Annotated in this window: 15 protein-coding genes; 7 read left to right on the plus strand and 8 right to left on the minus strand. The window is 46.2% G+C overall.

Features of this window, described 5'->3' with window-relative positions; genetic code table 11:
* Positions 1-3: 3 nt before the first annotated feature.
* Entirely contained in the window at positions 4-345 is a 342-nt protein-coding gene (locus QFZ48_RS07875; protein WP_370911065.1) for a DUF6249 domain-containing protein, read from the minus strand.
* Between the two features lie 104 nt (positions 346-449).
* On the opposite strand from QFZ48_RS07875, the gene QFZ48_RS07880 reads away from it, so the two are divergent.
* The 4 genes from QFZ48_RS07880 to QFZ48_RS07895 all read left to right on the plus strand — a co-directional run bounded on the left by QFZ48_RS07880 (position 450) and on the right by QFZ48_RS07895 (position 2,809).
* Complete coding sequence (locus QFZ48_RS07880; protein ID WP_429044289.1) at positions 450-1,037, plus strand: RNA polymerase sigma factor; 588 nt, start codon at positions 450-452, stop codon at positions 1,035-1,037.
* A complete protein-coding gene (locus tag QFZ48_RS07885; protein ID WP_429061855.1) occupies positions 1,034-1,354 on the plus strand; it encodes a hypothetical protein in 321 nt (106 codons plus the stop codon). The genes QFZ48_RS07880 and QFZ48_RS07885 overlap by 4 nt, the downstream gene beginning before the upstream one ends.
* A gap of 349 nt (positions 1,355-1,703) precedes the next feature.
* The gene (locus QFZ48_RS07890) at positions 1,704-2,576 is read left to right on the plus strand and encodes an alpha/beta fold hydrolase (RefSeq protein WP_429061857.1); all 873 of its coding nucleotides are present in this window, start codon (positions 1,704-1,706) and stop codon (positions 2,574-2,576) included.
* A gap of 17 nt (positions 2,577-2,593) precedes the next feature.
* Positions 2,594-2,809, plus strand: a complete 216-nt coding sequence (locus QFZ48_RS07895; protein ID WP_429061859.1) for a hypothetical protein — start codon at positions 2,594-2,596, stop codon at positions 2,807-2,809.
* A 187-nt stretch (positions 2,810-2,996) separates the two neighbouring features.
* Here the strand turns inward: QFZ48_RS07895 and QFZ48_RS07900 are convergent, their stop codons facing one another.
* Complete coding sequence (locus tag QFZ48_RS07900) at positions 2,997-8,459, minus strand: alpha-2-macroglobulin family protein (protein ID WP_429061861.1); 5,463 nt, start codon at positions 8,457-8,459, stop codon at positions 2,997-2,999.
* Positions 8,460-8,730: 271 nt separating this feature from the next.
* A complete protein-coding gene (locus QFZ48_RS07905; protein WP_429061863.1) occupies positions 8,731-10,221 on the minus strand; it encodes an ATP-binding cassette domain-containing protein in 1,491 nt (496 codons plus the stop codon).
* A 76-nt stretch (positions 10,222-10,297) separates the two neighbouring features.
* Between QFZ48_RS07905 and QFZ48_RS07910 the strand changes: the two genes are divergently transcribed.
* Positions 10,298-10,759 carry a GNAT family N-acetyltransferase gene (locus QFZ48_RS07910; protein ID WP_429044275.1) on the plus strand — a complete coding sequence of 154 codons (462 nt, stop codon included), beginning with the start codon at positions 10,298-10,300 and terminating at the stop codon, positions 10,757-10,759.
* A 214-nt stretch (positions 10,760-10,973) separates the two neighbouring features.
* On the opposite strand, the gene QFZ48_RS07915 is transcribed toward QFZ48_RS07910, so the two are convergent.
* From QFZ48_RS07915 to QFZ48_RS07935, 5 genes are all read right to left on the minus strand, one after another.
* The gene (locus QFZ48_RS07915; protein WP_429061865.1) at positions 10,974-11,801 is read right to left on the minus strand and encodes a DUF6048 family protein; all 828 of its coding nucleotides are present in this window, start codon (positions 11,799-11,801) and stop codon (positions 10,974-10,976) included.
* Positions 11,764-12,240 carry a DUF6452 family protein gene (locus QFZ48_RS07920; protein ID WP_429044269.1) on the minus strand — a complete coding sequence of 159 codons (477 nt, stop codon included), beginning with the start codon at positions 12,238-12,240 and terminating at the stop codon, positions 11,764-11,766. The genes QFZ48_RS07915 and QFZ48_RS07920 overlap by 38 nt, the downstream gene beginning before the upstream one ends.
* Positions 12,241-12,264: 24 nt before the next feature.
* The gene (uvrA, locus tag QFZ48_RS07925) at positions 12,265-15,144 is read right to left on the minus strand and encodes an excinuclease ABC subunit UvrA (protein WP_429061867.1); all 2,880 of its coding nucleotides are present in this window, start codon (positions 15,142-15,144) and stop codon (positions 12,265-12,267) included.
* 382 nt (positions 15,145-15,526) lie between these two features.
* Entirely contained in the window at positions 15,527-16,789 is a 1,263-nt protein-coding gene (fabF, locus tag QFZ48_RS07930) for a beta-ketoacyl-ACP synthase II (protein WP_429044265.1), read from the minus strand.
* Positions 16,790-17,049: 260 nt separating this feature from the next.
* Positions 17,050-18,123: a fatty acid desaturase gene (locus tag QFZ48_RS07935; RefSeq protein ID WP_429044262.1), complete on the minus strand. Its 1,074-nt coding sequence runs from the start codon at positions 18,121-18,123 to the stop codon at positions 17,050-17,052.
* A gap of 271 nt (positions 18,124-18,394) precedes the next feature.
* Between QFZ48_RS07935 and QFZ48_RS07940 the strand changes: the two genes are divergently transcribed.
* Together QFZ48_RS07940 and QFZ48_RS07945 are read left to right on the plus strand one after the other, a co-directional pair.
* Complete coding sequence (locus tag QFZ48_RS07940; protein ID WP_370911078.1) at positions 18,395-19,411, plus strand: LacI family DNA-binding transcriptional regulator; 1,017 nt, start codon at positions 18,395-18,397, stop codon at positions 19,409-19,411.
* Positions 19,412-19,632: 221 nt separating this feature from the next.
* On the plus strand, positions 19,633-21,927 hold the full coding sequence (locus tag QFZ48_RS07945) for a GH92 family glycosyl hydrolase (RefSeq protein ID WP_429061869.1): 2,295 nt from the start codon (positions 19,633-19,635) through the stop codon (positions 21,925-21,927).
* The last annotated feature ends 228 nt before the right edge of the window (positions 21,928-22,155 follow it).

A 22,155-nucleotide genomic window follows, 5' to 3' on the forward strand; every position in this document is an offset into this window, starting at 1 on the left:
GTATTACTTTTTCTTATCTATGCTCTTTAGTACAAAATAGGAGACTATCAAACTAATTCCCAAAAACAGGAATATGGTAGCCGGCAGTATAAAATCTCGTATTCCATCAATATTTAATGATCTCAAAAAAGTTCCGAGTACAACTCCCAGGGATATACCAATACTCACAATGCCAAGAAGCAATATAAATAACAGGTAGTTGGTACCTCCTTTAAAATAGTCAGGAGGGAGTCCTTTTTCAATAATGGTCATTCGCTCTTTATACCTTGTTGTGAAATAGTAATAACTTATCCCGAAAACGACAAGTGCAAGCGAAATGATTAAAGATGCGGACGTTATTTGCATGACTATATTTTTAGATATTTTTGAGTTCCTAATAATAAGACTGCTAAAAAGCCAAAGTGGTCACAATGTGACCACTTTGCTCCCCAGGTAGTCTAAATCATGAGATGGCAACCCACAGAGAAAATAAACAGGAAAATGAAATATGGAATAAAGCCATAAATGGCGATATAAATAGTATTGCCGAATTGGTAAATACCTATAAGGACTTTTCTTTTACAATTGCAAAATCTGTTGTTGCCAATAATGAAGACGCGGAAGAGGTAGTACAGGATGCTTTTATGAAGGCATTTGCAGCGCTGGGTAAGTTCAAACAGGCGTCCAGATTTTCTACCTGGCTATACCGTATTGTTTATAATACGGCGTTGACAAAACTTAAAAACAGGAAAACGCCTACTGTCAGTATAGACCAACAACCCGAAACCGAACAGGATGAGGCTACAGAAAATCATGGATGGAATCTGGTAAAGGACGCGGAAAGAAAAAGATACGTCACCTTAGCGCTTAACAGGCTATCGAAGGAAGACCGGCTGGTACTAATCCTCCACTATATCGAGGAAAAGAATATTGCTGAAATCTGTGAGATCCTTGGCGCCGGAAAGTCTGCCATAAAGATGCGTTTATTAAGAGGAAGGAAACAGCTGGAAGCCGAATTAGGGTTATTGTTAAACCATGAAATAAGAAATTTACTATGAAAAATAATAATACGTCAGAAGATAAGCTCAGGGCTATCCTGAAAGAAGACGGCATAGAAAAGCCGTCGGAATTCTTCTCCCATCGTTTAATGCAGGCCGTTGTACAGCAACAAAAGGAAAAAGCAGCTGCAATTTTTAAACCTGTCAATTGGATAGGAAAATTCATTTTGGGTATCCTCCTATCATTTAACCTCCTGTTACTTTATTATTTGAACCCCTTACGGGAGCAATCTGTACTATTCATTGCCATAGCTGCGTTCTTAGCGGGTACATGGGGCGTAATTGCGGTGATAAGGAGATTCTGGGTATCAAGTTAAACTATCTGTGTCTGATGAATTAAGGGATATGCGTACCGCAGCCCCTCCCTGGAGTTGATGGCTATGCAATCCCTGGCTGCTGGTTGATATCTGAGCCATGATTATTCGTGAAATTATCTGCGGAAGCCGGCGCGATCAGTTTAAAAAGTCAGATTACATTGTTTGCCCGTTTTTCTCTACTCAATTGTTTTATAAATATATTTTGTACCAATTGGTAAAGTATATATCTTTACGGCAGCAAATATACTTCTATATGACACACTTCACACAATAATCATAAACAAACACCCACCACAAACGATATTTTTTAACTAATAATGTACCAAATAGTACAAAAAACAACATTCAGATGCAAACACTCACTACTACCCCCGTTCTCCACAAAACAGTTACTGTCAATCATCTCAATATTTTCTACCGCGAAGCCGGTCCGGCAGACGCGCCCGTGATATTGCTGCTCCACGGCTTTCCATCCACCTCGCACATGTACCGTGATCTGATCCATGACCTGGCCGGCAGGTATCATGTAATAGCCCCGGATTACCCGGGATTTGGTCAAAGCAGTATTCCTCCGCAATCAGCATTCGATTATACCTTCGATAACCTGGCCCTGATAATAGAACAGTTTATCGACAAGCTGGGATTAACAAAATTCAGCTGGTACCTGCAGGACTATGGCGGCCCCGTTGCCTTCCGCATCATTAGTAAAAGACCAGAACTGGTGGAAGCACTGATCATACAAAACGCTAATGTATATAACGAAGGATTAGGCCCGGATGTACAGGAAATTGGCGCATTGCAGCAGGCCGGAGATGAGAAAGCATTACTGGCAGCCATTGTGTATAAATTAAGCCTGGAAAAAATCAAGGAAGAACATCTCCTGGGCGCGGCCAACCCCGAAAGCGTGAGCCCCGACAGTTATGAACTGGCACATGCCTATATGTCGAGGCCCGGCGTGGAAGCAGTACAGGTAGCCCTGTTTCAGAATTATGGCACCAACTTCCCCAGGTACCCTGAATGGCAGCAATACCTGCGTACGCATCAACCACGGTTGCTGGTAGTATGGGGCAAACACGACCGCATCTTTACCTGGCCCGGCGCAGAAGCTTATAAAAAAGACGTACCCAATGCAGAAGTTCACTTACTGGAAGGCAGCCACTTCGCACTGGAAGAATACCATGAGGAAATAGCTGCCCTGATACATGATTTCTTAAAAAGATAATTACTAAAAAATATTTTATGTCGCACACAAAAATTGCCATCAACGGATTTGGAAGAGTACACAGCGACATCATCGGCAGCCACTACGGCTTGCTCTTTGATGCCACTCAAACAAAAGTTTTATCTGCAGGGCAACAACAGATTGTAAGAGTGGTGAGCTGGTACGATAATGAGATGAGTTATGTATCACAGTTGGCTCGTACCGTCATCTATTTTGCCCGGTTAAAACAGTAGTAATTTGCTCATAAAAAAATGCGTCCCGGAAATCCCGGGACGCATTTTTTCTTTACATCTCTTTTTCTACTTCACTACCTCTACCCACTTGCCTGGTGCGAAAGCATGTATGGTATTATCATACATCGCCTCGCAAGAGGTTGCCGGCAGATAATACCTGCCGAGATAGGCAGCGTTCAGCAATACATTATAAGTACGTTTCTTGCTTTCTTCTATATTGAAATAAGTGTATACCCCGGTCGTCACGTATATCCATATACGTAGCTGGTGAAGAATGGAACGCGCTGTCGTTTTCCATCAAACGGGTGTTTATTATTTCCCAGCCGGAAGGGAAGACCTGCGACAGGGCCATTTGTTCATAGTACCCTCTTTTACCAGGGTTATTGACGGTAACGGTGGCCATAAAGTCGCTCCCCTGGCGCAATGTAGCCGGGTCTAGCGGTTTGCCATCGCGGGTACTGAAGCTTACCTGCATGCCCAATATATCCGGGTTATTGGTAGCCAGGGGTTCCTGACCAGCATCCGGCTGGCCCTGGAGGATAAGGCGCACGTACAACACATTTTGCCCGTTATTCTGGATGCTGATATTGCCCGCACTGCCGTTGACCGCAACAGGTATTTGCGTAACAAAAGATTGCCCGTTTACACTGCCTTTGGTACCGTTAATAGTATACGCAAAACTCATCTTGCTGCCGCCCTTGTTGTTGCCGCAATATTTGGCAACGGCAATCAGTGAATAAGCAGTTGTTTGTGTGCTGTACCACTGATCGTTTTGCGATAGTTGCGCAGCAATTTGTTTCACGAGTTCATTAGCGCGGTTACGTTGTCCCATGATGGTGAGCGTTTCCAGGATCATAGCTTTGTCGCGCAGATCAGAACCAAAGGTGCCGCCCAACTGTGTATACGCTTTCACCTCGGTGGTAAGTCCCTGGATAAGGGAATTGGCTACTTCCGGCTGACCGGAAAGCTTATAAGCCGCAGCAAGCCGCCATTTGGCCGGAACGGACAGATATTTGAATTCTTTTAACCGGTTCATTGCACCCAGCTCCGGTGATTTGGCCAGTGCCAGCAGGTACAGGCGGTACGACTGTGTAAGATCTCCACCATAGAAATTAAGGGTGCTGGGCGCCCAGGTACCGGCCTTATTACGCTGGTACTTCTTCCACTGATCCAATAATCCCGCTGGCAACGTATAACCTTGTGCCTGTGCTTCTATAAGGAAATGACCGCCATAGTTGGTACCCCACTCATCAGAGTTTCCTTCACCCGGCCAGTAGCTGAAACCACCGTCGGAAGTCTGGAAACTTTTCAGCCTGTTGATACCCGCTTTCACGTTACGGTCTACTTCTGCCCGCTGACTTTCTTTCAGATCCATCAATTGGTTCAGCACCAGTTGCGGGAATACGCCCGAAGTGGTTTGTTCAATACAGCCATGTGGATACTCTATCAGGAATCGCAGGCGTTTGCCCAGGTTGAGCGACGGAATGGTAGATACTTCCAACACACCGGAGTTGGTGCCTGTCATGCCCACCGGGCTGAAAGCAGATTGCCAGCTCTTATTTCCCTCCAGCGTATTTTCAATAATGTTGGTGATCACCGGGTTGGGATTACGAACATTCAGCTCAATGTTTTCTTCTGCCTTTTCTGCACCACTGGTGGCTGTTACTTTTATTTTAGCTACGCCCGTTTGCGGACGTACTTTTACGTCGAAGTATACAATTTGTTCCCCAGGTTGAGAGAAGGTCACCGTTTTAGTTTGTTCACCTACAACTTCCAGTAATGAGCTGGTAGATAAACTAACGTTCACGTTGCGGATATTAGGCTCCAGGCCAAACACGGTTACCGGTACCTGGATGGTTTCTGACGGACCAAGTACACGTGGTGCGGTGGTGAGCAGCATCAAAGGTTTCTTTACTGCTACCGCTTTCTCAGCAAAGCCATAGGCGCCGTCCTGTCCGGCTACCACCATTGCTTTTACCGATCCTATGTATGGCGGCAGCTTAAATTTATGTGTTTGTTTTTGTCCTGTTTTCAGGTAGAAGGGACCCATGTATTTTACCACGGGCTTAAAGCGGTTGGCTTTAGCGCCACCGGCATTTTTATCCAATCCTTCATCACCGCCTATACTCAGGATACGGTCCATATCCGCTCCCCAGGCGCCTATTACGTAGTCGAACAGATCCCAGGTTTTTACGCCGAGTGCTTCCCTTGCATAAAATGCATTATGAGGGTCTGGTGTTTTGAAACGGGTAAGATCGAGCAGGCCTTCATCTACAATAGCGATGGTATAGGTCATTGGTTTCCCATTACCTTCACTTACGGTGATGCTGGCTTCTGTTTCGGGTTTCAGCTTGTCGGCCATGGTGATTACCGGTTTCAGGACAGTGCCCGGATCCTCAATGGAAATCGGAATAGTCCCATACATACGGATTGGCAAATCGTTGAGGGTTTGCGCATGTGGTTGCAGCAAACTAACGTTCACGTATATATTGGGCGTCATCGATTTTTCTGCCTTGAATTTAAAAGTAGTTTGTCCCTGTTTGGTAGTGATCCAGTATGTTTTCAGCACTTTGCTGCCGGATTCAATGCTTACCAGTCCGCGGCCGCCTTCACTGCTTGGAATGGTGAGGTTAATATCATCGCCGGTTTTGTAGGTTTGTTTATCGGAGGTAAACACCAGCATGGAGGCCTCAGCAGGATTATCCTTCTGCATCCTTTCCGCCCAGCCGGGCCAGTCGATATACACCGCTTTACCTGCGGTATGACCGCTTTGCAGGTCTTTTACCCTGATCAGGTACCGGCCCCAGTCCGGCGAGTTTACGCGCAGTTCCCATTTACCTTTACCATTCTGCAGGGTAACGGTTTCTTTACTGAGTAACTGGTTATAGCTGTCTTGTGTGAAGTTGGAATAGTCGTCCTGTTCACCTTCATCCCACCACCATCTCCATTTGATCTTATATAGTTCTACCTGTACTTCACGGCTGCCGGTAGTGAGATTGCCATTGCCGTCTACATCTACCAGGTCGATCGAATGTGGGCGGTCGGTAAGCAGCATGCCGGTAGTCCGGTCGCCTGCAGGAATGCGTATGCCGGCGTAGGAAGTGAAAGGATTATAAGGCATGGAGAAGTGGTCGATACTGAAATCTCCTCCCGGTTCAAATACTTTTACTTCAAAGTTAGCTTTCAGCTGGCCTGGCGCTACCTTACCCAGTTGAATATCTGCGTTCACAGGAGCGCTGCCGCTTTCACTCAGCGGGCCTTCAAAGATAGTTTTGTTCTCTGCCTCAAAATGGGTTACCGGGTCATCGAAAGCATAGTCCCCGAATTTAGGGAAGCTGGTGCTTTGCTGTACCAGCGACACATCTACTTTGGCTTTCAGATGCTGTGCAGTGGCGCCAAACAGCCACATGGCAGATAAGTTGCCTGTAGCGCTGCCTTTCGACAAGGAAGTGATACTGCCGAAATCCATTTTTATTTTGAGGCGGTTAGGCTTCACCGTTTCAATGCGTACATTTTTCTGGAAGGTGGCGCCGCCTACTTTTACTTTTGCCACCCAGTTGCCGGTTGGATCATCCGGTGCAGTAGCGGTAGCAAAGCTGTAGAAGCCATTTAGTCCTTCATGTTGATTGATCCGCTTGTAGAGTTGTCCTTTAGGATTATATAATTCCAGCGAAACAGGATGGTCTGCCGGTAATTTCTCTCCTTTATCTTCCAAAATAAAAGTAAGATAAACGGAATCACCGGGACGCCATACGCCACGTTCGCCATAGAGGAAGCCTTTGATACCGTTTTGTACTTCTTCTCCTTTCACATCAAACCGGCTTAATGGAAGCGAGCCGCCATCGTCGAGTTTAAGGTAACCTCTCTCATTTTCTTTTTTGGCGATGAGCAGGTAGGGTTTGCGTTTCAGATCAAAGGAGGCAAGTCCTTCCCCATCACTTTTAGTTTTGAAGATGACCTGGTTTTGATAGTCAAGTAATTCCAGCTCCACTCCGATGAGCGGTTTGGTGTCGCGTATATCGGTTACAGCCACCAGCATGCTGTTATCGTTTCCTCTTTTGGCGATGAGACCGATGTTGGAAGCAATCACGTTGCGGGATGCCCATTTATCTTTGCTGTAGTAGGAGTTGGAGCAGGCATCATTGCGGCGGTCCCAGTTATAGCCATATGGATAGTAGCTGTCATACCGTTGCCAGAATGAGTCATCATCATCAATTTTTTCTCCGCCATAATATTCTTCTTCTCCTTCCTCATCGGAAGACGCATTGTCACCATCCTTGGTAGTATCTGCGGAGCAGGCAGTCATAGCGTATGATTTCCGGAAGCCGATAGTAATGCGGTAAATGGCGCCGGGTTCGGTGCGCAGCATTTTATCCAGGTCCAGGAAGAAGCGGTTTTTCTTATGCAGGTTTACAGATTTATCTCCATCGAGACGGATAGTTTTCTCTACTACGGGCTTGCCTACACGACGGAGCTCCTGGCTGCCGTCGAGGTCATTCCGCTGAAGATATTGCGGCACATTATTCTCGTAGATTTTTATAATGGAAACGTCCACGGCATTGAGGTTCACCGCTTCAAACGGCATCACCAGCTTATTACTTTCCGGGAGAATTACGCCTTTGCCGGGAATGCTCACGCTGGGTAAAGTATTTTCAAAGTTAACGTTGGCGCTGAAGGTTTTACCTAAGCGTTTATCCGTGATGTTTATAACGCCTTCATTTACGATGACGTTATAGCTTCCTTCCAGCCGCACCGGTGCATATACGCTTACTTCGCTGCCATCAATGGTGTAACGCAGGTCGCTTTGACCGCTGATGCCGATCAATCCTTCCAGGGTCTGGGCCATACTTACGGGGTCCGAAAACTGTACCAGGAGATGTTGCTCCGGATCTGAGAGCGCTTTTACATTCAATACTTTAAAGTCGCCGATAGCGGGAACTTCGATGGTATTTTTCCCGGTATTATCCACTTTCAACGATCCGCCGTTCCAGCTCAGTTCCATGTTACGGGCAATGTTAGCCCGTGCAATGTTGGCAATGGTGAAGCGGGAAGTACGTTCTGCGGCATTGTGTTGCCAGGTAATAGGTAAGCCTTTACCGGCGTATTGTGCGGTGAGTATTTTTTCAATCGCCTGCGGGTCTTCCACATCCGCTGTATAAATAGCGCCGGTGCAGGTCATGCGGTCGAGTGTATTATTAGTGCTGGCTTTCAGCCCGAAATTCTCAATAGAGAATGATGGCTTGATGATCTTGAATTCAAAATCAAACGATTTGAGTTCCTTGGGCACTTCCAGTATTTTGCCAAGTTTAAAGTTGGCTTCATACGTTTTACCGGGTTGCAGGTTTTCATCCGGTCTGAATTCGATAGTGGTGGCATCAATCCAGTAAGCCTTTCCTTTGATGGAAGGGGAAAACTCAAATACTTCCTTTTCCAGGGGTTCGTTCTGAGTATGGGTTACATTGGTTTGTGAGGTGAGGTGAACACGGATGGCGCTTTGTTTGGAAATGATCCCCGCGGTATATGCCTCAATGTACCGGGCAAATTCGGGGTTCATTTCTTTCTTCGCCGTACGGCAACCATTGATCACAAACAGGGCGGCCAGGAATAAAAACAATGCTGCTACAGCGGTAAGCCTTTTTGTTGGGTGCATCGGGAAAGCAGATTAGGTGATTAACTATTAGGTGCGAATGTCGGGAATTTTCTTTAAACGCGGATTTTGTCTTTCTCAGGATTACGCTGATTTTACTGATTAGCTGGATTTTTACTTTTGGATTTTTTTTGATTTCTTACTGATTAATATAACTAAGGGAGATAAGAGCGATATATCCGCTTCCATCTCCCTTAATCCTTTATAAAATCCAAAAGTAAAAATCCAGCTAATCAGTAAAATCAGCGTAATCCTGAGAAAGACAAAATCCGCACTACACCATTTCACCCTTGTTCAACCGGATGAACTTATCTACACACGAAGGCAGTTCATCTTCGTAGTGGGTAACGAAGATGAGTGTCACCGGCATGTGTTCACACAACTGTTCTATTACTTTTTTGAAATGTAGCTTTTGTTGGGTATCCAGTCCCTGGCAGGGTTCATCAAAGATCAGCAGGGGTGGATTTTTAACCAGGGCGCGTGCCAGCAGGGCTAAGCGCTGGGCGCTTTCAGGCACCTGTTTGAACGGTGCTTTTTCATGTTCCGCTATATTGAGAACGCTCATCCAGTCGCGGGCCACCTGTTGCTGTTCAGCGGTAGCTGGCCTGGTGCTGCCGATTACATCGGAGAAGCCGGAACATACTACCTGGAGGCAGTTGTCGCGGGAGGTAAAATACTGGTGTAATTCAGGGGAAACGAAGCCGATTTTTTTCTTGATATCCCAGATGCTTTCGCCGCTGCCCCGCTTCCGGTCGAACAACCAGAGCTTATTGGCATATGCCTGCGGATTATCCCCATTCACAAGACTCAGCAGCGTAGATTTGCCGGCGCCGTTGGGACCAAGCAGCGCCCATTTTTCGTTTGGTTTTACCGTCCAGTTGATGCCATTCAGGATGGTGTTTTCACCGTATTTAATATGGATGTCTTCCATCCGGACAATAGTGTCGAACTGTTGCTGCTGACTGTTTTGCACCAGCGCGGCTATTTTATGGGCTTCCATTTCCGGCAGCGCTATTGCTGTTGCTGCGGGCAGCGGCAGCTGTATAAATTCACTGCGTGTATACTTACCTGTTATACCGCCATTTTCCAGGGTAAGGACATGTGTAATATGCTCAGGAATTTCATGGGGAGCGGTGGCCAGCAATACAGTGGCGCCACCGGCAATGATTTCATTGATCATATTGCTGAAATCTTTCCTGGCCTGCACATCCAGTCCGATGTAGGGATTATCCAGCATAAGCAGTTGCGGCTGTTGGATGAGGGCACGTGCAATCATTACCCGGCGGGTTTCGCCATTGGATAATTTGATGAGCCGTTTTTCCAGCAGCGGCGCAATGCGGAGAGGCTGGAGTAATGCCGGTACTTCAGTGAGTTCCAGGTATTCCGTTACAGTAGGGGAATTATCAGCGTCCATACTATTGAAGCGTTGCTGATAATAAAAATCCGTGGTAGTATTGGAGAGATTCCGGAAAGTGTGATGATGCCCTACCAGGGCTACCAGGTTACGGTAATTAAACCAGGGATCTGTGACGGTATGTTGCCGGCACCACTCGTCGTAAAAGTGGTAATGGATACTGCCATTGATGATATTAAATTTACCAAGAATGGTATTCAGCAGGGCTGTTTTACCGGAACCGCTGGGTCCTGTAATGGCCCACTGCTCTCCTTTGCTGATCTGCCAGGTGAGGGTATTGAATAATGTTTTATCAAGATACCTCACCGTAATGTGTTCCAGCGAAAGGAACGGTGTTTGCTGTTCTGTCATAGTTTGAACGATTGGGCTCAATATTCTTCTATCGGATATAAAATTAATCCGATTATTGAAAGCTTCCAGTAAATTTATGGCAAAGTTTGAGGGTATGATCTGGAATACAAAATCATTTGAGGAGTTAACTACTGCCGAGCTCTATGCTATCCTGCATTTGCGCAGTGAAGTATTTGTGGTGGAGCAAAACTGCGCCTACCAGGACCTGGACTATTCCGACCAGAAAGGACTGCATTTAATGGGAACAGATGAAGAGGGCCGGTTGCTGGCATATACCCGTATTTTCCCACCGGGAATCAAATTTAAGGAGGCATCTATCGGCAGGGTAATTACATCCCCGCTGGCCCGCGGCAAAGGTGCGGGAAGGGAATTGATGGAGCGCTCTATTGCCACGTTGCAGAAGCATTATGGCATGATTCCTATCCGGATAGGGGCACAGCAATATTTGCAACGGTTTTATACTTCGCTGGGATTTGAGCAAACCAGCGATACTTATATGGAAGATGGGATTCCTCACATTGAGATGCTGCGGCGATAACGCGGATGTTGTCTTTCTCGCTGATTACGCTGATTTTGCTGATTAGTTTGATTTTTACTTTTGGATTTTATAAAGGATTAAGGGAGATAGAAGCGGATATATCGCTCTTATCTCCCTTAATTATATTAAATCTAAAAATCTAAAAAAAATCCAAAAGTAAAAATCAAACTAATCAGCAAAATCAGCGTAATCAGCGAGAAAGACAACCTCCGCGTTATCGCTTAGGTATTTTCTTCTTCTTCACGTCTTTATCGGGCGCGTGTTCTTTTATCCGGTAGAAGGGGATAGCGTATGAAATGGTGTATTGCACATCAAAAACTGATCTTTTAGAACCATTACCAAAACCGGGAATGACGAGTGGCGTCATGTTATCGGTTTTTACGTTGTTAACCAGGATGCGTTCCCGGATGTTCCAGCCCATGAAAAAGTTCTTGAGCACTTCTACTTTCAATCCTACCAGGAGCTCCACCCAATGGGCATTTACTGCGGTTTTGGGGACGCTGCCCGTGAGATTATCGCCCCAATAGGTATTTTTAATGGAGTAGGTGGGAACCGAATAATTAAAATGAGAGAATCCATAACGGAAGCCCACATAGAACATATTCTTTTCGGAAACATATTGTCTTTTCAGAAAATTATAATCAATGCCCAGGGTAACAAACATACCATTCCCTTTATAGGTATAATTGGTATCGCTGTACGGGGTATTGGCATATCCGGCTTCAAAGGCAGCGTAAAGATTACTGTTGATACGAGCATCTGCCACGGCAGTTACTTCTTTTCTGTAAGGATAATAGATAGCAGAAACGATACGGCTAAGATCCACTCCTATCCGCACTGCCCCCGGAATAAACCAGGAGCTGTCTTTATGCGCCAACACTGCCGCTTTTGCTGAATCAGCCAGCACTTTATGCGTGGTATCAGCTTTAACAGCTTTGGGCAGCGTATCCGTTTTAGCGGCGGCCGGCTTGTTTTGTGCCGTGGCAGCAACGCTGAGCAGGATACTAGTCAAAAAAGAAATACAAAGTAAGATGCGTGTCATTACTGCTAGTTACGGACTTATTATTAATTACGACAGAATCGATGGTATGCATGGTGGCGATAACAGTATCTATATTAAAATAGGTACCAAAACCACATCCGGGGGAAATAAAATGCTGTTGCCGCGTATACCTGATCTTTAAAGTATCAGGCACAAAGCTGGAATCCACTTTCACGTAAAAGAGGCTGCTGTCTGCTATCGGTGATAGCTGGAAGAACAGGTCGCCCAATGCCTGGCTCCTGTAAATGGTATCTCTGCCAAATGCATATGCGGTTACTTTCGGCATAACAGTGTCTGATAATCTGTCATTGAGTTTGCGCATAAGATGCGTATGGTAATCATTCCGTAAAGTCTGATCGCATACTTTCGTTTCATTTTCACAGGCAATGATGCCCGCGAAAATGAAACAGGTGAGTAATATCTGGTAGATGCTTTTCATTGCTTGTTTACAGTTGGCAAGATATTAAATTCCCAGCTCCTTTTTGAGGAATCTGGCGGTATGACTTTCTTTGCAGGTACTTACCTGTTCGGGAGTGCCGGTACATAAGATGGTGCCGCCGCCGCCGCCGCCTTCCGGCCCCAGGTCTACAATGTGGTCCGCCATTTTAATAACATCCAGGTTATGTTCAATGACCAGTACGGTGTTGCCCCTGTCGACCAATTTGTACAGTACTTTTAACAGCAGCTGTATGTCCTGGAAATGCAGTCCCGTTGTTGGTTCATCGAGTATATAAATAGTCTTGCCGGTATCTTTCTTGGATAGTTCGGTGGCCAGTTTTACCCGCTGCGCCTCGCCTCCGGAAAGGGTTACGGCAGATTGTCCGAGCGTAATGTATCCGAGTCCCACATCCTGCAGCGTCTTTATTTTGCGGTAGATCCATGGTACCGGCTGGAAAAACTCCACGGCTTCGTCTACAGTCATGTCCAGCACATCGGAAATGGATTTGCCTTTATAGCGGATTTCCAGCGTTTCACGGTTATACCGGCGACCGTTACATTTTTCGCAATGCACATATACATCCGGCAGGAAGTTCATTTCGATCACGCGCATGCCGCCGCCTTCACAAACATCACAGCGACCGGTTTTTACATTAAATGAGAAACGGCCGGCATTATATCCCCGGATCTTAGCCTCCGGCACGGAAGCAAAGAGGGTCCTGATGTCGGTGAAAAACCCGCAGTAGGTAGCCGGGTTGCTGCGCGGGGTACGGCCTATGGGCGACTGATCAATTTCAATCACCTTATCTATAAACTCCAGTCCCTTGATGCTTTTGTAAGGCATGGGCACCATCTTGGAGTCGTAAGCGTGTTTAGAAAGAATGGGATACAGCGTTTCATTGATCAGGGTAGATTTACCGCTGCCGGAAACGCCGGTAACACAAATGAAAGTGCCCAGGGGCAGTTTCAGGTTTACATTCTTCAGGTTATTGCCGGTAGCGCCTTTCAGCTCGAGGAAATTACCATTGCCTTTGCGGCGTTGTTCGGGTACTTCCGGGGTGGCGTTACCATTCAGGTATCCCGCGGTGGGTGTATTGAGTTTAAGTATTTGTTTAGGCGTACCCTGTGCAATGATCTGGCCACCGTGAACACCGGCGCCGGGACCAATATCTACCAGGTGATCCGCATGGAGCATAATGTCTTTGTCGTGTTCCACTACAATAACGGTATTGCCCATGTCTTTCAGGTTGCGAAGGGCATCTATCAGCTGCATGTTATCGCGCTGATGTAAACCGATACTGGGTTCATCCAGGATATAGGTGATGCCCATGAGCTGGGATCCTATCTGTGTGGCGAGGCGGATACGTTGCGATTCGCCGCCGCTGAGGCTCCGGGTGGGGCGGTTCAGCGTAAGGTAGTTTAATCCTACGTTCAGCAGGAACCCGAGCCTTTCACGGATCTCTTTCAGGATATCCTTCGCAATTGCATTTTGTTTTTTCTCAAGACGGGTTTCGATATTTCCAAACCAGGCCAGGAGCTTATCCAGGTCCATGTTACCGAGTTCGGAGATATTTTTTTCATCAATCTTGAAAAACAGGCTTTCCTTTTTGAGGCGGGCGCCGTTACATTCGGGGCAGGTGCTTAGCTTCATGAAACCTTCTGCCCAGCTGCGTACATGATCGGAGGAGGTGTCGTTAAAATAACGGCGAACCATGTTTACTACTCCTTCGTATTCAGTGGCGTATTCGGTGCTGCCATTGCTTTCTCCAAATTCCAGGTCTACTTCCAGTTTGCCGTTTTCATCACCAAACAACAATACGTTGAGAGCTTTTTGCGGGATGCTGGAAATAGGGGCTGTTAAGGAAAATTTATACTTTTTGGCGAGTTGTTGTACCTGTTTAAAGGTAAAGGTATCGCGTGCTTCACCTAATGGTTTTAGTCCGCCGTCGGTGATGGATATGTTGTAATCCGGGATTACTTCGTCCATATCTATCTGGTAGATGGTGCCAAGACCTTTACAGCGGGGGCAGGCGCCATAGGGGGAGTTAAAGGAGAAGGTGTTGGGGCTGGGTTCTTCGTAGGAAAGGCCGGTTTCCTCACACATCAGTTGTTTGCTGTACTGGCTCACTTTATTGGTATCGTGGTCCATGATAAATAGCAATCCTTTTCCCATGGTGAGCGCCTTTTGTACGCTCTGGCTGATACGGGTGCGCGCATCTTCCTGAACCTGGATACGGTCTATCACGAGTTCAATGTCGTGGATCTTGTAGCGGTCCACCTGCATTCTTTCTTTCAGGTCTTCTATTTCCCCGTCGATCCGCACTTTGAGGTAGCCTTGTTTACGTACCTGTTCAAACAGTTCCCGGTAGTGGCCTTTTCGTCCACGTACAAGCGGGGCGAGGATGGCAAGCTTTTTATTTTTATAATGTTTGAAAACATGCGCCAATATTTCCTCTTCTGAGAAGCGGGTCATGGGTTTGTTGGTATTGTAGGAGTAGGCGGTTCCGGCGCGTGCATAGAGCAGGCGGAGGAAATCGTAAATCTCCGTGATAGTACCAACGGTAGACCGTGGATTTTTATTGGTCGTTTTCTGTTCTATAGAAATAACGGGAGAAAGTCCGGTGATTTTATCCACATCGGGCCTTTCCATATCGCCGATAAACTGGCGGGCATAAGCGGAAAAGCTTTCCATGTAACGGCGTTGTCCTTCTGCATAGATGGTATCAAATGCCAGTGATGATTTCCCACTGCCACTGATGCCGGTGATTACTACCAGTTTATTTTTGGGCAACTGCAGGTCCAGGTTTTTCAGGTTATGCTCCCGGGCGCCAAAAATGGCTATTTGTTCATCTGCCGGGGCTTGCGCAACGGAAGTATCGGGTACATTCTCTTTTTTCTTTGCCATAATATTAAACTACTAAGCTACGGCATAATTGCGAATTTTCGGTTCTGTAATGCTAAGAATTTTAGCGAAGTGAGGGGAGGGCGCCTTCGGCGCCTGTAAATTGTCTTGGAGCACGATTTTGGGATTAACTGTGATGGCACTGATTTTACCACTTTTTGTTATTAATTTAATTAAGGGAGATGTAAGCGGATAATTACTAATTGTAATTACACGGATTTCCTGATTATTAACAAGGTCGTTAACAGATTCGGGGAGATAAAAGCGGATCTATCCGCTTTTATCTCCCCGAAATATTTACAACAAAAAATAGGAAAATCAGTGCCATCACAGTTAATCCCAAAATCCTGCTCAAGACAATTTAAAAAGGCGCCGAAGGCGCCGCCTACGCCTTATATTTTTTGAATATTACAATCGCGTTGTGTCCGCCAAAACCGAAAGTATTGCTCATGGCTACGTTCACCGTACGTTGCTGTGCCTTACCGAGGGTGAGGTTCAGGTTGGTAGGGATGCCTTCACCCAACACGGAAGTGTTGATGGTGGGTGGAATGATATCTTCCTGTGTGGCTTTGATACAAGCGATGGCTTCAATAGCGCCGGCCGCTCCGAGCAGGTGACCTGTCATGGATTTGGTAGCGCTGATATTAAGTTTTTGCACATGGTCACCAAAAGCGGTAACAATGGCTTTTAATTCGCTGAGATCTCCTACTGGTGTGGAGGTAGTGTGTGAGTTGATGTAATCCACATCGGTAGTCGCGATGTCGGCATCTTCCAGGGCCTGCTCCATACCTAAGCGTGCGCCCATGCCTTCCGGATGGGTGGCTGTGAGGTGGTAGGCATCGCAGGTCATGGCGCCGCCAATCATTTCTCCATAGATGGTAGCACCCCTAGCGATAGCGTGTTCATATTCTTCCAGGATAATAGCGCCTGCGCCTTCACCCATTACAAATCCGTCGCGTTCTATATCGAACGGGCGGGAAGCGTGGGCTGCATCTTCGTTGCGGGTGGATAAAGCTTTAAGGGCATTGAATCCGGCAATACCGGCGCGGGTTACAGGAGCTTCAGAGCCACCTGCCACAATTGCGTTGGCTTTACCCAGGCGGATGTAGTTAAAAGCATCTACCAGGGCGCTGGTAGAGGAAGCGCATGCAGAAACTGTACAGAAGTTGATCCCCATGAAACCGTATTTCATAGCTATCTGGCCTGCTGCAATGTCACATATCAATTTAGGGATAAAGAAAGGATTGAATTTAGGGACAAAGTTGGCCTGTGTAAATTCAACGATCTGTTCTTCGAACGTAAGCATCCCGCCATTGCCTGATGCCCAGATCACCCCAATTTTAGTTTTGTCGATGTTGGCATTATCGAGGCCGGCATCCTGTACTGCTTCCTGTGCAGCCGCCATAGCGTACTGGGTGAAGCAATCCATTTTGCGGGCTTCTTTCTTTTCCATATATTTTTCCACCTCAAACCCCTTGACTTCACAGGCGAATTTTGTTTTAAACTCTGTGGTGTCAAATTTAGTGATGGGGCCGGCGCCACTAACGCCTGCCTTCATATTGTTCCAAAAAGTATTTACATCATTCCCGATAGGTGTCAATGCTCCCAATCCGGTAACCACAACCCTTTTCAGTGTAACAGTACGCATATTTTTTACTTTAATAAAAAAAGTTAGAGCGCAAATTTAGTTACTTATTGTTATGATTAAGCATATTCATTAAGATAATATAATATAACTTTTTGGAATTTACGATGAAGCGCTGTGCAGACGCGGGTTCGTGCGCATGAGGGCGCAGGATCTGACAGTTCCCTTACTCTTTTCCCGGCATTTTTATCTTAAAAATGTGAGAATGCAAGGGAATTGTAACCTTATAAAAGAAAACCTCCCGTAAATAGACAGTAATATTATCAGGCTGCAGCCACAGCTGCCGGTACAGGCAGTGCGGTAATTTTACGGGTACGCTGCTTCAGAAAGCAAATGATTTCAGCATCTGTCTGGAAGCGGTCGCCGATATTCACAAAGTGTTTTGCCAGCAGGTCGTAACGTTTGCCCATAAGGAAAGCCCATACATGCAGGAAATGGATGCCATCAAATACGATAGCTTCGTTGCTGATGTATTCGTCCAGTGTTTTAGTGAAGTATACGGGATGCTCTGTCCAATGCATGTTTGGTTTTACGTGATGACTGATATGATAGCCATCGTTCCAGCATTTATGGTTATACTTTGTATTGATACAGGTGATGCTGTTTTTATAGGAATTATCCGGTTCTTCCGGGCAGATAAAAGCATGTTGCGCCCAGTTGCCCACCATCATGATTACGCGGGAAATCATAAACGGTAATATAAATACCACGAAAGTAGCAGGGAAGTTGATAAAGGATAAACCAACGCAGGCGCCGAGAAATAATACTTCTCCCCTTACCAGTTTTACCATCAGTTTACTTCTTTTTCTCTGTAAATGATAGCGGGCGGTATCATAAACACCGAAAGTGATAAAGCTTCCCAGGTAAGAAAGAAATCCACGGAGGGAGTCGCGCTGGTAGATCATGGTGCAGCTATCATCGTCGGGCATATTATTTTCCGGATGATGCATGCCAATATGATGAGAATAATAGCCTTCCGGCGTTTGGCCGAACAACGGACCGATGGCCCAGGGCAGATAATTATTCCAGAACTGGTATTTTTTTTCAAAGAAAGCACGGTGGCTGGTGCAATGCAGCATCAGGCCAAAAGGCCCTTTGAAAGTAAAGTTATTCAGGAACTGGTAAGCAATAGCAGCGCCCCACCAAACCCAGTTATTTATTCCGGGAATATACATGAGGATAGCCAGCGGCCAGAGGGTGAAAGTAATTTTCAGTGTCAGGTACACAAAGGGAAGGTCGCGTTCATCCCTGATCCAGCTTTTGAAAAGACGGTCAAGTGCAGTTTCATGTGTAGGCTTGATGTAAACCGGGTCAGTAAGTTGAGAAAGTTGCTTCATATGCTCAGTGTATTTTTTACTACAGTTGTAATAATGTTGGCCAGGAGCCGGTAGATTATTATAACGTTCCCACGGAAGATATATTATGCCGTACGGGGCTACTGAAGATAACCATTTTTTTCTTCCCTGGTAGTAATTACAGGTATTTTTGTAATTTCCGTTTCAATGTGTATCTGTCAGAGGGTAACATACCCTGTAATATGTAATAGATGGATGTGTGGGAATGTCCAGGTAATTCCATTTTCATATATGCCAAAACCAATCACTATACATGAAGCGATTAACCCTTAAGGATGTTGCAAAAATGGCCGGAGTAGCGCCTTCCACGGTATCTTTCGTTTTAAACGGAAAGGGGAAGCAAATGCGTATCCGCGACGAGGTAGCCACCAGGATCATGCAGGTGGCGGAAAAATCCGGGTATGAGCCTCACCGTATGGCGGTGAACCTCCGCACCGGGCAATCCAAGACCCTGGGTCTGATTGTGGAAAGTATTTCCGGAAGTTTTTTTGCAAGTCTTGCTAAAACAATTGAAACGGAAGCAGAGCGCAAAGGATACAATGTGGTGTATTGCAGCACCGAAAACAATGCGCAGAAAGGCGGGGAGTTAATCCGTATGCTTGGCCGGCAAATGGTAGACGGTTACCTGATTACGCCTGCACCAGGTATGGAAAAAGAAATCCAGCAACTGGTGCACCAGCATAAGCCGGTAGTGCTGATGGACAGCTATTTTCCATCTATCAAAACGCCCTATGTGCTGATCAATAACTTTGACGGTGTGCAGCAGGGGATGAAACACCTGATAGGCAAAGGCCTCACCAAAATAGGCTTTGTAATGGTGGACGTGAAACTGATACAACTGGAGGAGCGCCTGCGGGGCTACACCACGGCACTGAAAGAACATAAGATCCCCGTAAAGAAAAAACATATCCTGCAGTTGCAGTACCACCGGCAGCGGGAAGACTCGCTGAATGAGCTGCAGGCCTTTATAGAAGCCAACCCGGAGCTGGACGCCATCTTTTTCTCCACCAACTACCTGGGTATCCTGGGACTGGAAGTAATCGCCAGGATGGGATTGAAGATGCCCGATGATATTGCCGTGCTCTGTTTCGACGATCACGATATCTTCCGTTTATATCCTCCCGGTATATCGGTGATAGAACAGCCGATAGAAGGCATTGCCAAAACGGCCATAGACCTGCTTATGCATCAGCTGGACAAAAACAGCGGGCCAATGAAGAAAACGGCGATAGAATTGCCCGGAAAGTTCATCCTGCGGGGATCGGCTTAATTGCCGGTACCGCTCGTAAAAAAACCGTTAAATACTTGCAAATGATGGAAAAATATTTATACTTTTAGAACCGGCTATTGTCGTTTAAGAGAAAAGGATTCGATGAATCTTTTTTTTCTGTACCTGTGCTAAATCGATTTTGTAAAAATTTCACGGTATCTTCACACAACGGAGTGTGATATTGGCCTAAGGATCATTTTTGTTGTATATAATATCTAATCATGAAAAAAGTTGGACTGTTAGCAGCCGCTTTATTATGCCTGCATGGTGCACACAGCCAAACGGTAAATAAAGTTGCTGAGCCGGCGGACTGGGTAAATACCCTGATGGGCACTGATTCCAAAGTGAGCTTATCAAACGGGAACACCTATCCTGCCATTGCCCTGCCCTGGGGTATGAACTTCTGGATGCCACAAACCAATACCATGGGGAATGGCTGGGCATATCAATATACCGCTGATAAAATCAGGGGATTCAAGCAAACACACCAACCTTCACCCTGGATCAACGACTATGGCCAGTTTGCCATTATGCCCGTTACCGGCACCGTGAAGTTTGATCAAAACAAACGTGCGAGCTGGTTTTCTCATAAATCAGAAGTAGCGAAACCATACTATTACAGCGTATACCTGGCCGACCCGGATGTTACCACGGAAATTACGCCCACGGAAAGAGCCGCCCAGCTGCGTTTTACCTACCCCGCTACCGACAGCGCTTTTATCGTGGTAGACGCATTCGACAAAGGTTCCTATATTAAAATATTGCCGGACGAAAAGAAGATCATTGGATATACCACCAAAAACAGCGGTGGCGTACCTTCCAATTTCAAAAACTACTTCGTTATCAAATTTGATAAACCATTTACGGTAGCCGATATCTGGCATGACTCGGTACTGGTGAAAGGCCAGCTGGAACTGCAGGCAGATCATACCGGCGCCGTGGTTGGTTTTAAAACAAAGAAAGGAGAGAAGGTGGGAATTAAAACCGCGTCTTCCTTTATCAGTTTTGAACAGGCAGAATTAAACCTGCAACGCGAAATCGGCCAGGATAATTTTGACGCTACCTGTAAGAAAGCAAAAGACAGCTGGAACCAGGAACTCGGCAGATTGGCCATAGAAGGCGGTACCAGCGAACAGGTAAGCACCTTCTACTCTTCCCTGTACCGTACCATGCTCTTCCCGCGCAAGTTCTATGAAATCAACGCAAAGAACGAAATCGTACACTACAGCCCGTTCAATGGCCAGGTGTTACCAGGCTACATGTTCACCGATAACGGGTTCTGGGACACTTTCCGTGCAGTACATCCTTTCTTTACCCTGATGTATCCTACGCTTAGCTCGCATATCATGGAAGGACTATCCAACGCTTACAATGAAAGCGGCTGGTTACCTGAGTGGGCAAGTCCCGGTCACCGCGATTGCATGGTGGGTTCCAACTCCGCATCCCTGATCGCTGACGCTTATTTAAAAGGTATCCGCGGATACGACATCAATAACCTGTACAAAGCGATTCTGAAAAACACGGAAAACGAAGGTCCGCTCAGCTCTGTAGGCCGCCTGGGCGTTAAATATTACAACACACTCGGCTACGTGCCTTACGATGTGGAAGTAAACGAAAACGCTGCACGTACACTGGAATATGCATACGACGATTTCACCATCTATCAGCTGGCAAAAGCACTCAACCGTCCGAAGAACGAAATCGACCGTTTTGAAAAACGTTCCCAGAACTACCGTAATCTCTTTGATCCGGAAACAAAACTGATGCGTGGAAAAAACAAGGATGGCAAATTCCAGGCGCCGTTCAATCCATTCAAATGGGGAGATGCCTTTACAGAAGGAAACAGCTGGCACTATACCTGGTCTGTATTCCACGATGTGCAAGGCCTGGCCAAACTAATGGGCGGCCGTGAAATGTTTGCCAAAATGCTTGATTCCGTTTTCAATATGCCGCCGGTATTTGATGAAAGCTACTATGGCACCGTTATCCACGAAATACGCGAAATGCAGATCATGAACATGGGACAGTATGCACACGGCAACCAACCCATTCAGCACATGATCTATTTATATAATTATGCAGGCCAGCCCTGGAAAACACAATACTGGATCCGCCAGGTAATGAGCCGTTTGTACAAAGCCACCCCGGATGGATACTGTGGTGATGAAGACAACGGTCAAACCAGCGCCTGGTACGTGTTCTCCGCCATGGGCTTCTATCCTGTTTGTCCGGGTACTCAACAATATGTACTGGGTACGCCACTCTTCTCCAAACTGACCATGACTTTCGAAGATGGTAAGAAAATGGTGATCAATGCTCCGGGCAACAGCGACACGAACCTGTATGTGCAAAAGGCCTCCCTTAACGGGCAGCCTTATACGAAGAACTGGATCAGCCACCAGGACCTGCAGAAAGGCGGTACCCTGGAATTTAACATGGGCGCTACTCCTGAGAAATCAAGAGGAACCGATCCGGCGGCTTATCCTTATTCCTATTCAGCAACAGCGAATAAGTAATATATACCGCCTGTAAACGATTTTCATTGTTCACTGAAATATTTCATCCCGACTCTTCGGGATGTACCAAATTTCTTACACGAAGGTTGTCTTACTCAGGATTACGCTGATTTTGTTGATTTTTCTCTTTTGATTTTTTTTGATTTTAAAAGATTTTCTTTCAAATTATTTAAAAAAAATTCAGTGAAATCAACAAAATCAGCGTAATCCTGAATAAGACAACCTCCG

It is taken from the genome of Chitinophaga sp. W2I13 (assembly GCF_050434005.1).
Classification (GTDB): domain Bacteria; phylum Bacteroidota; class Bacteroidia; order Chitinophagales; family Chitinophagaceae; genus Chitinophaga.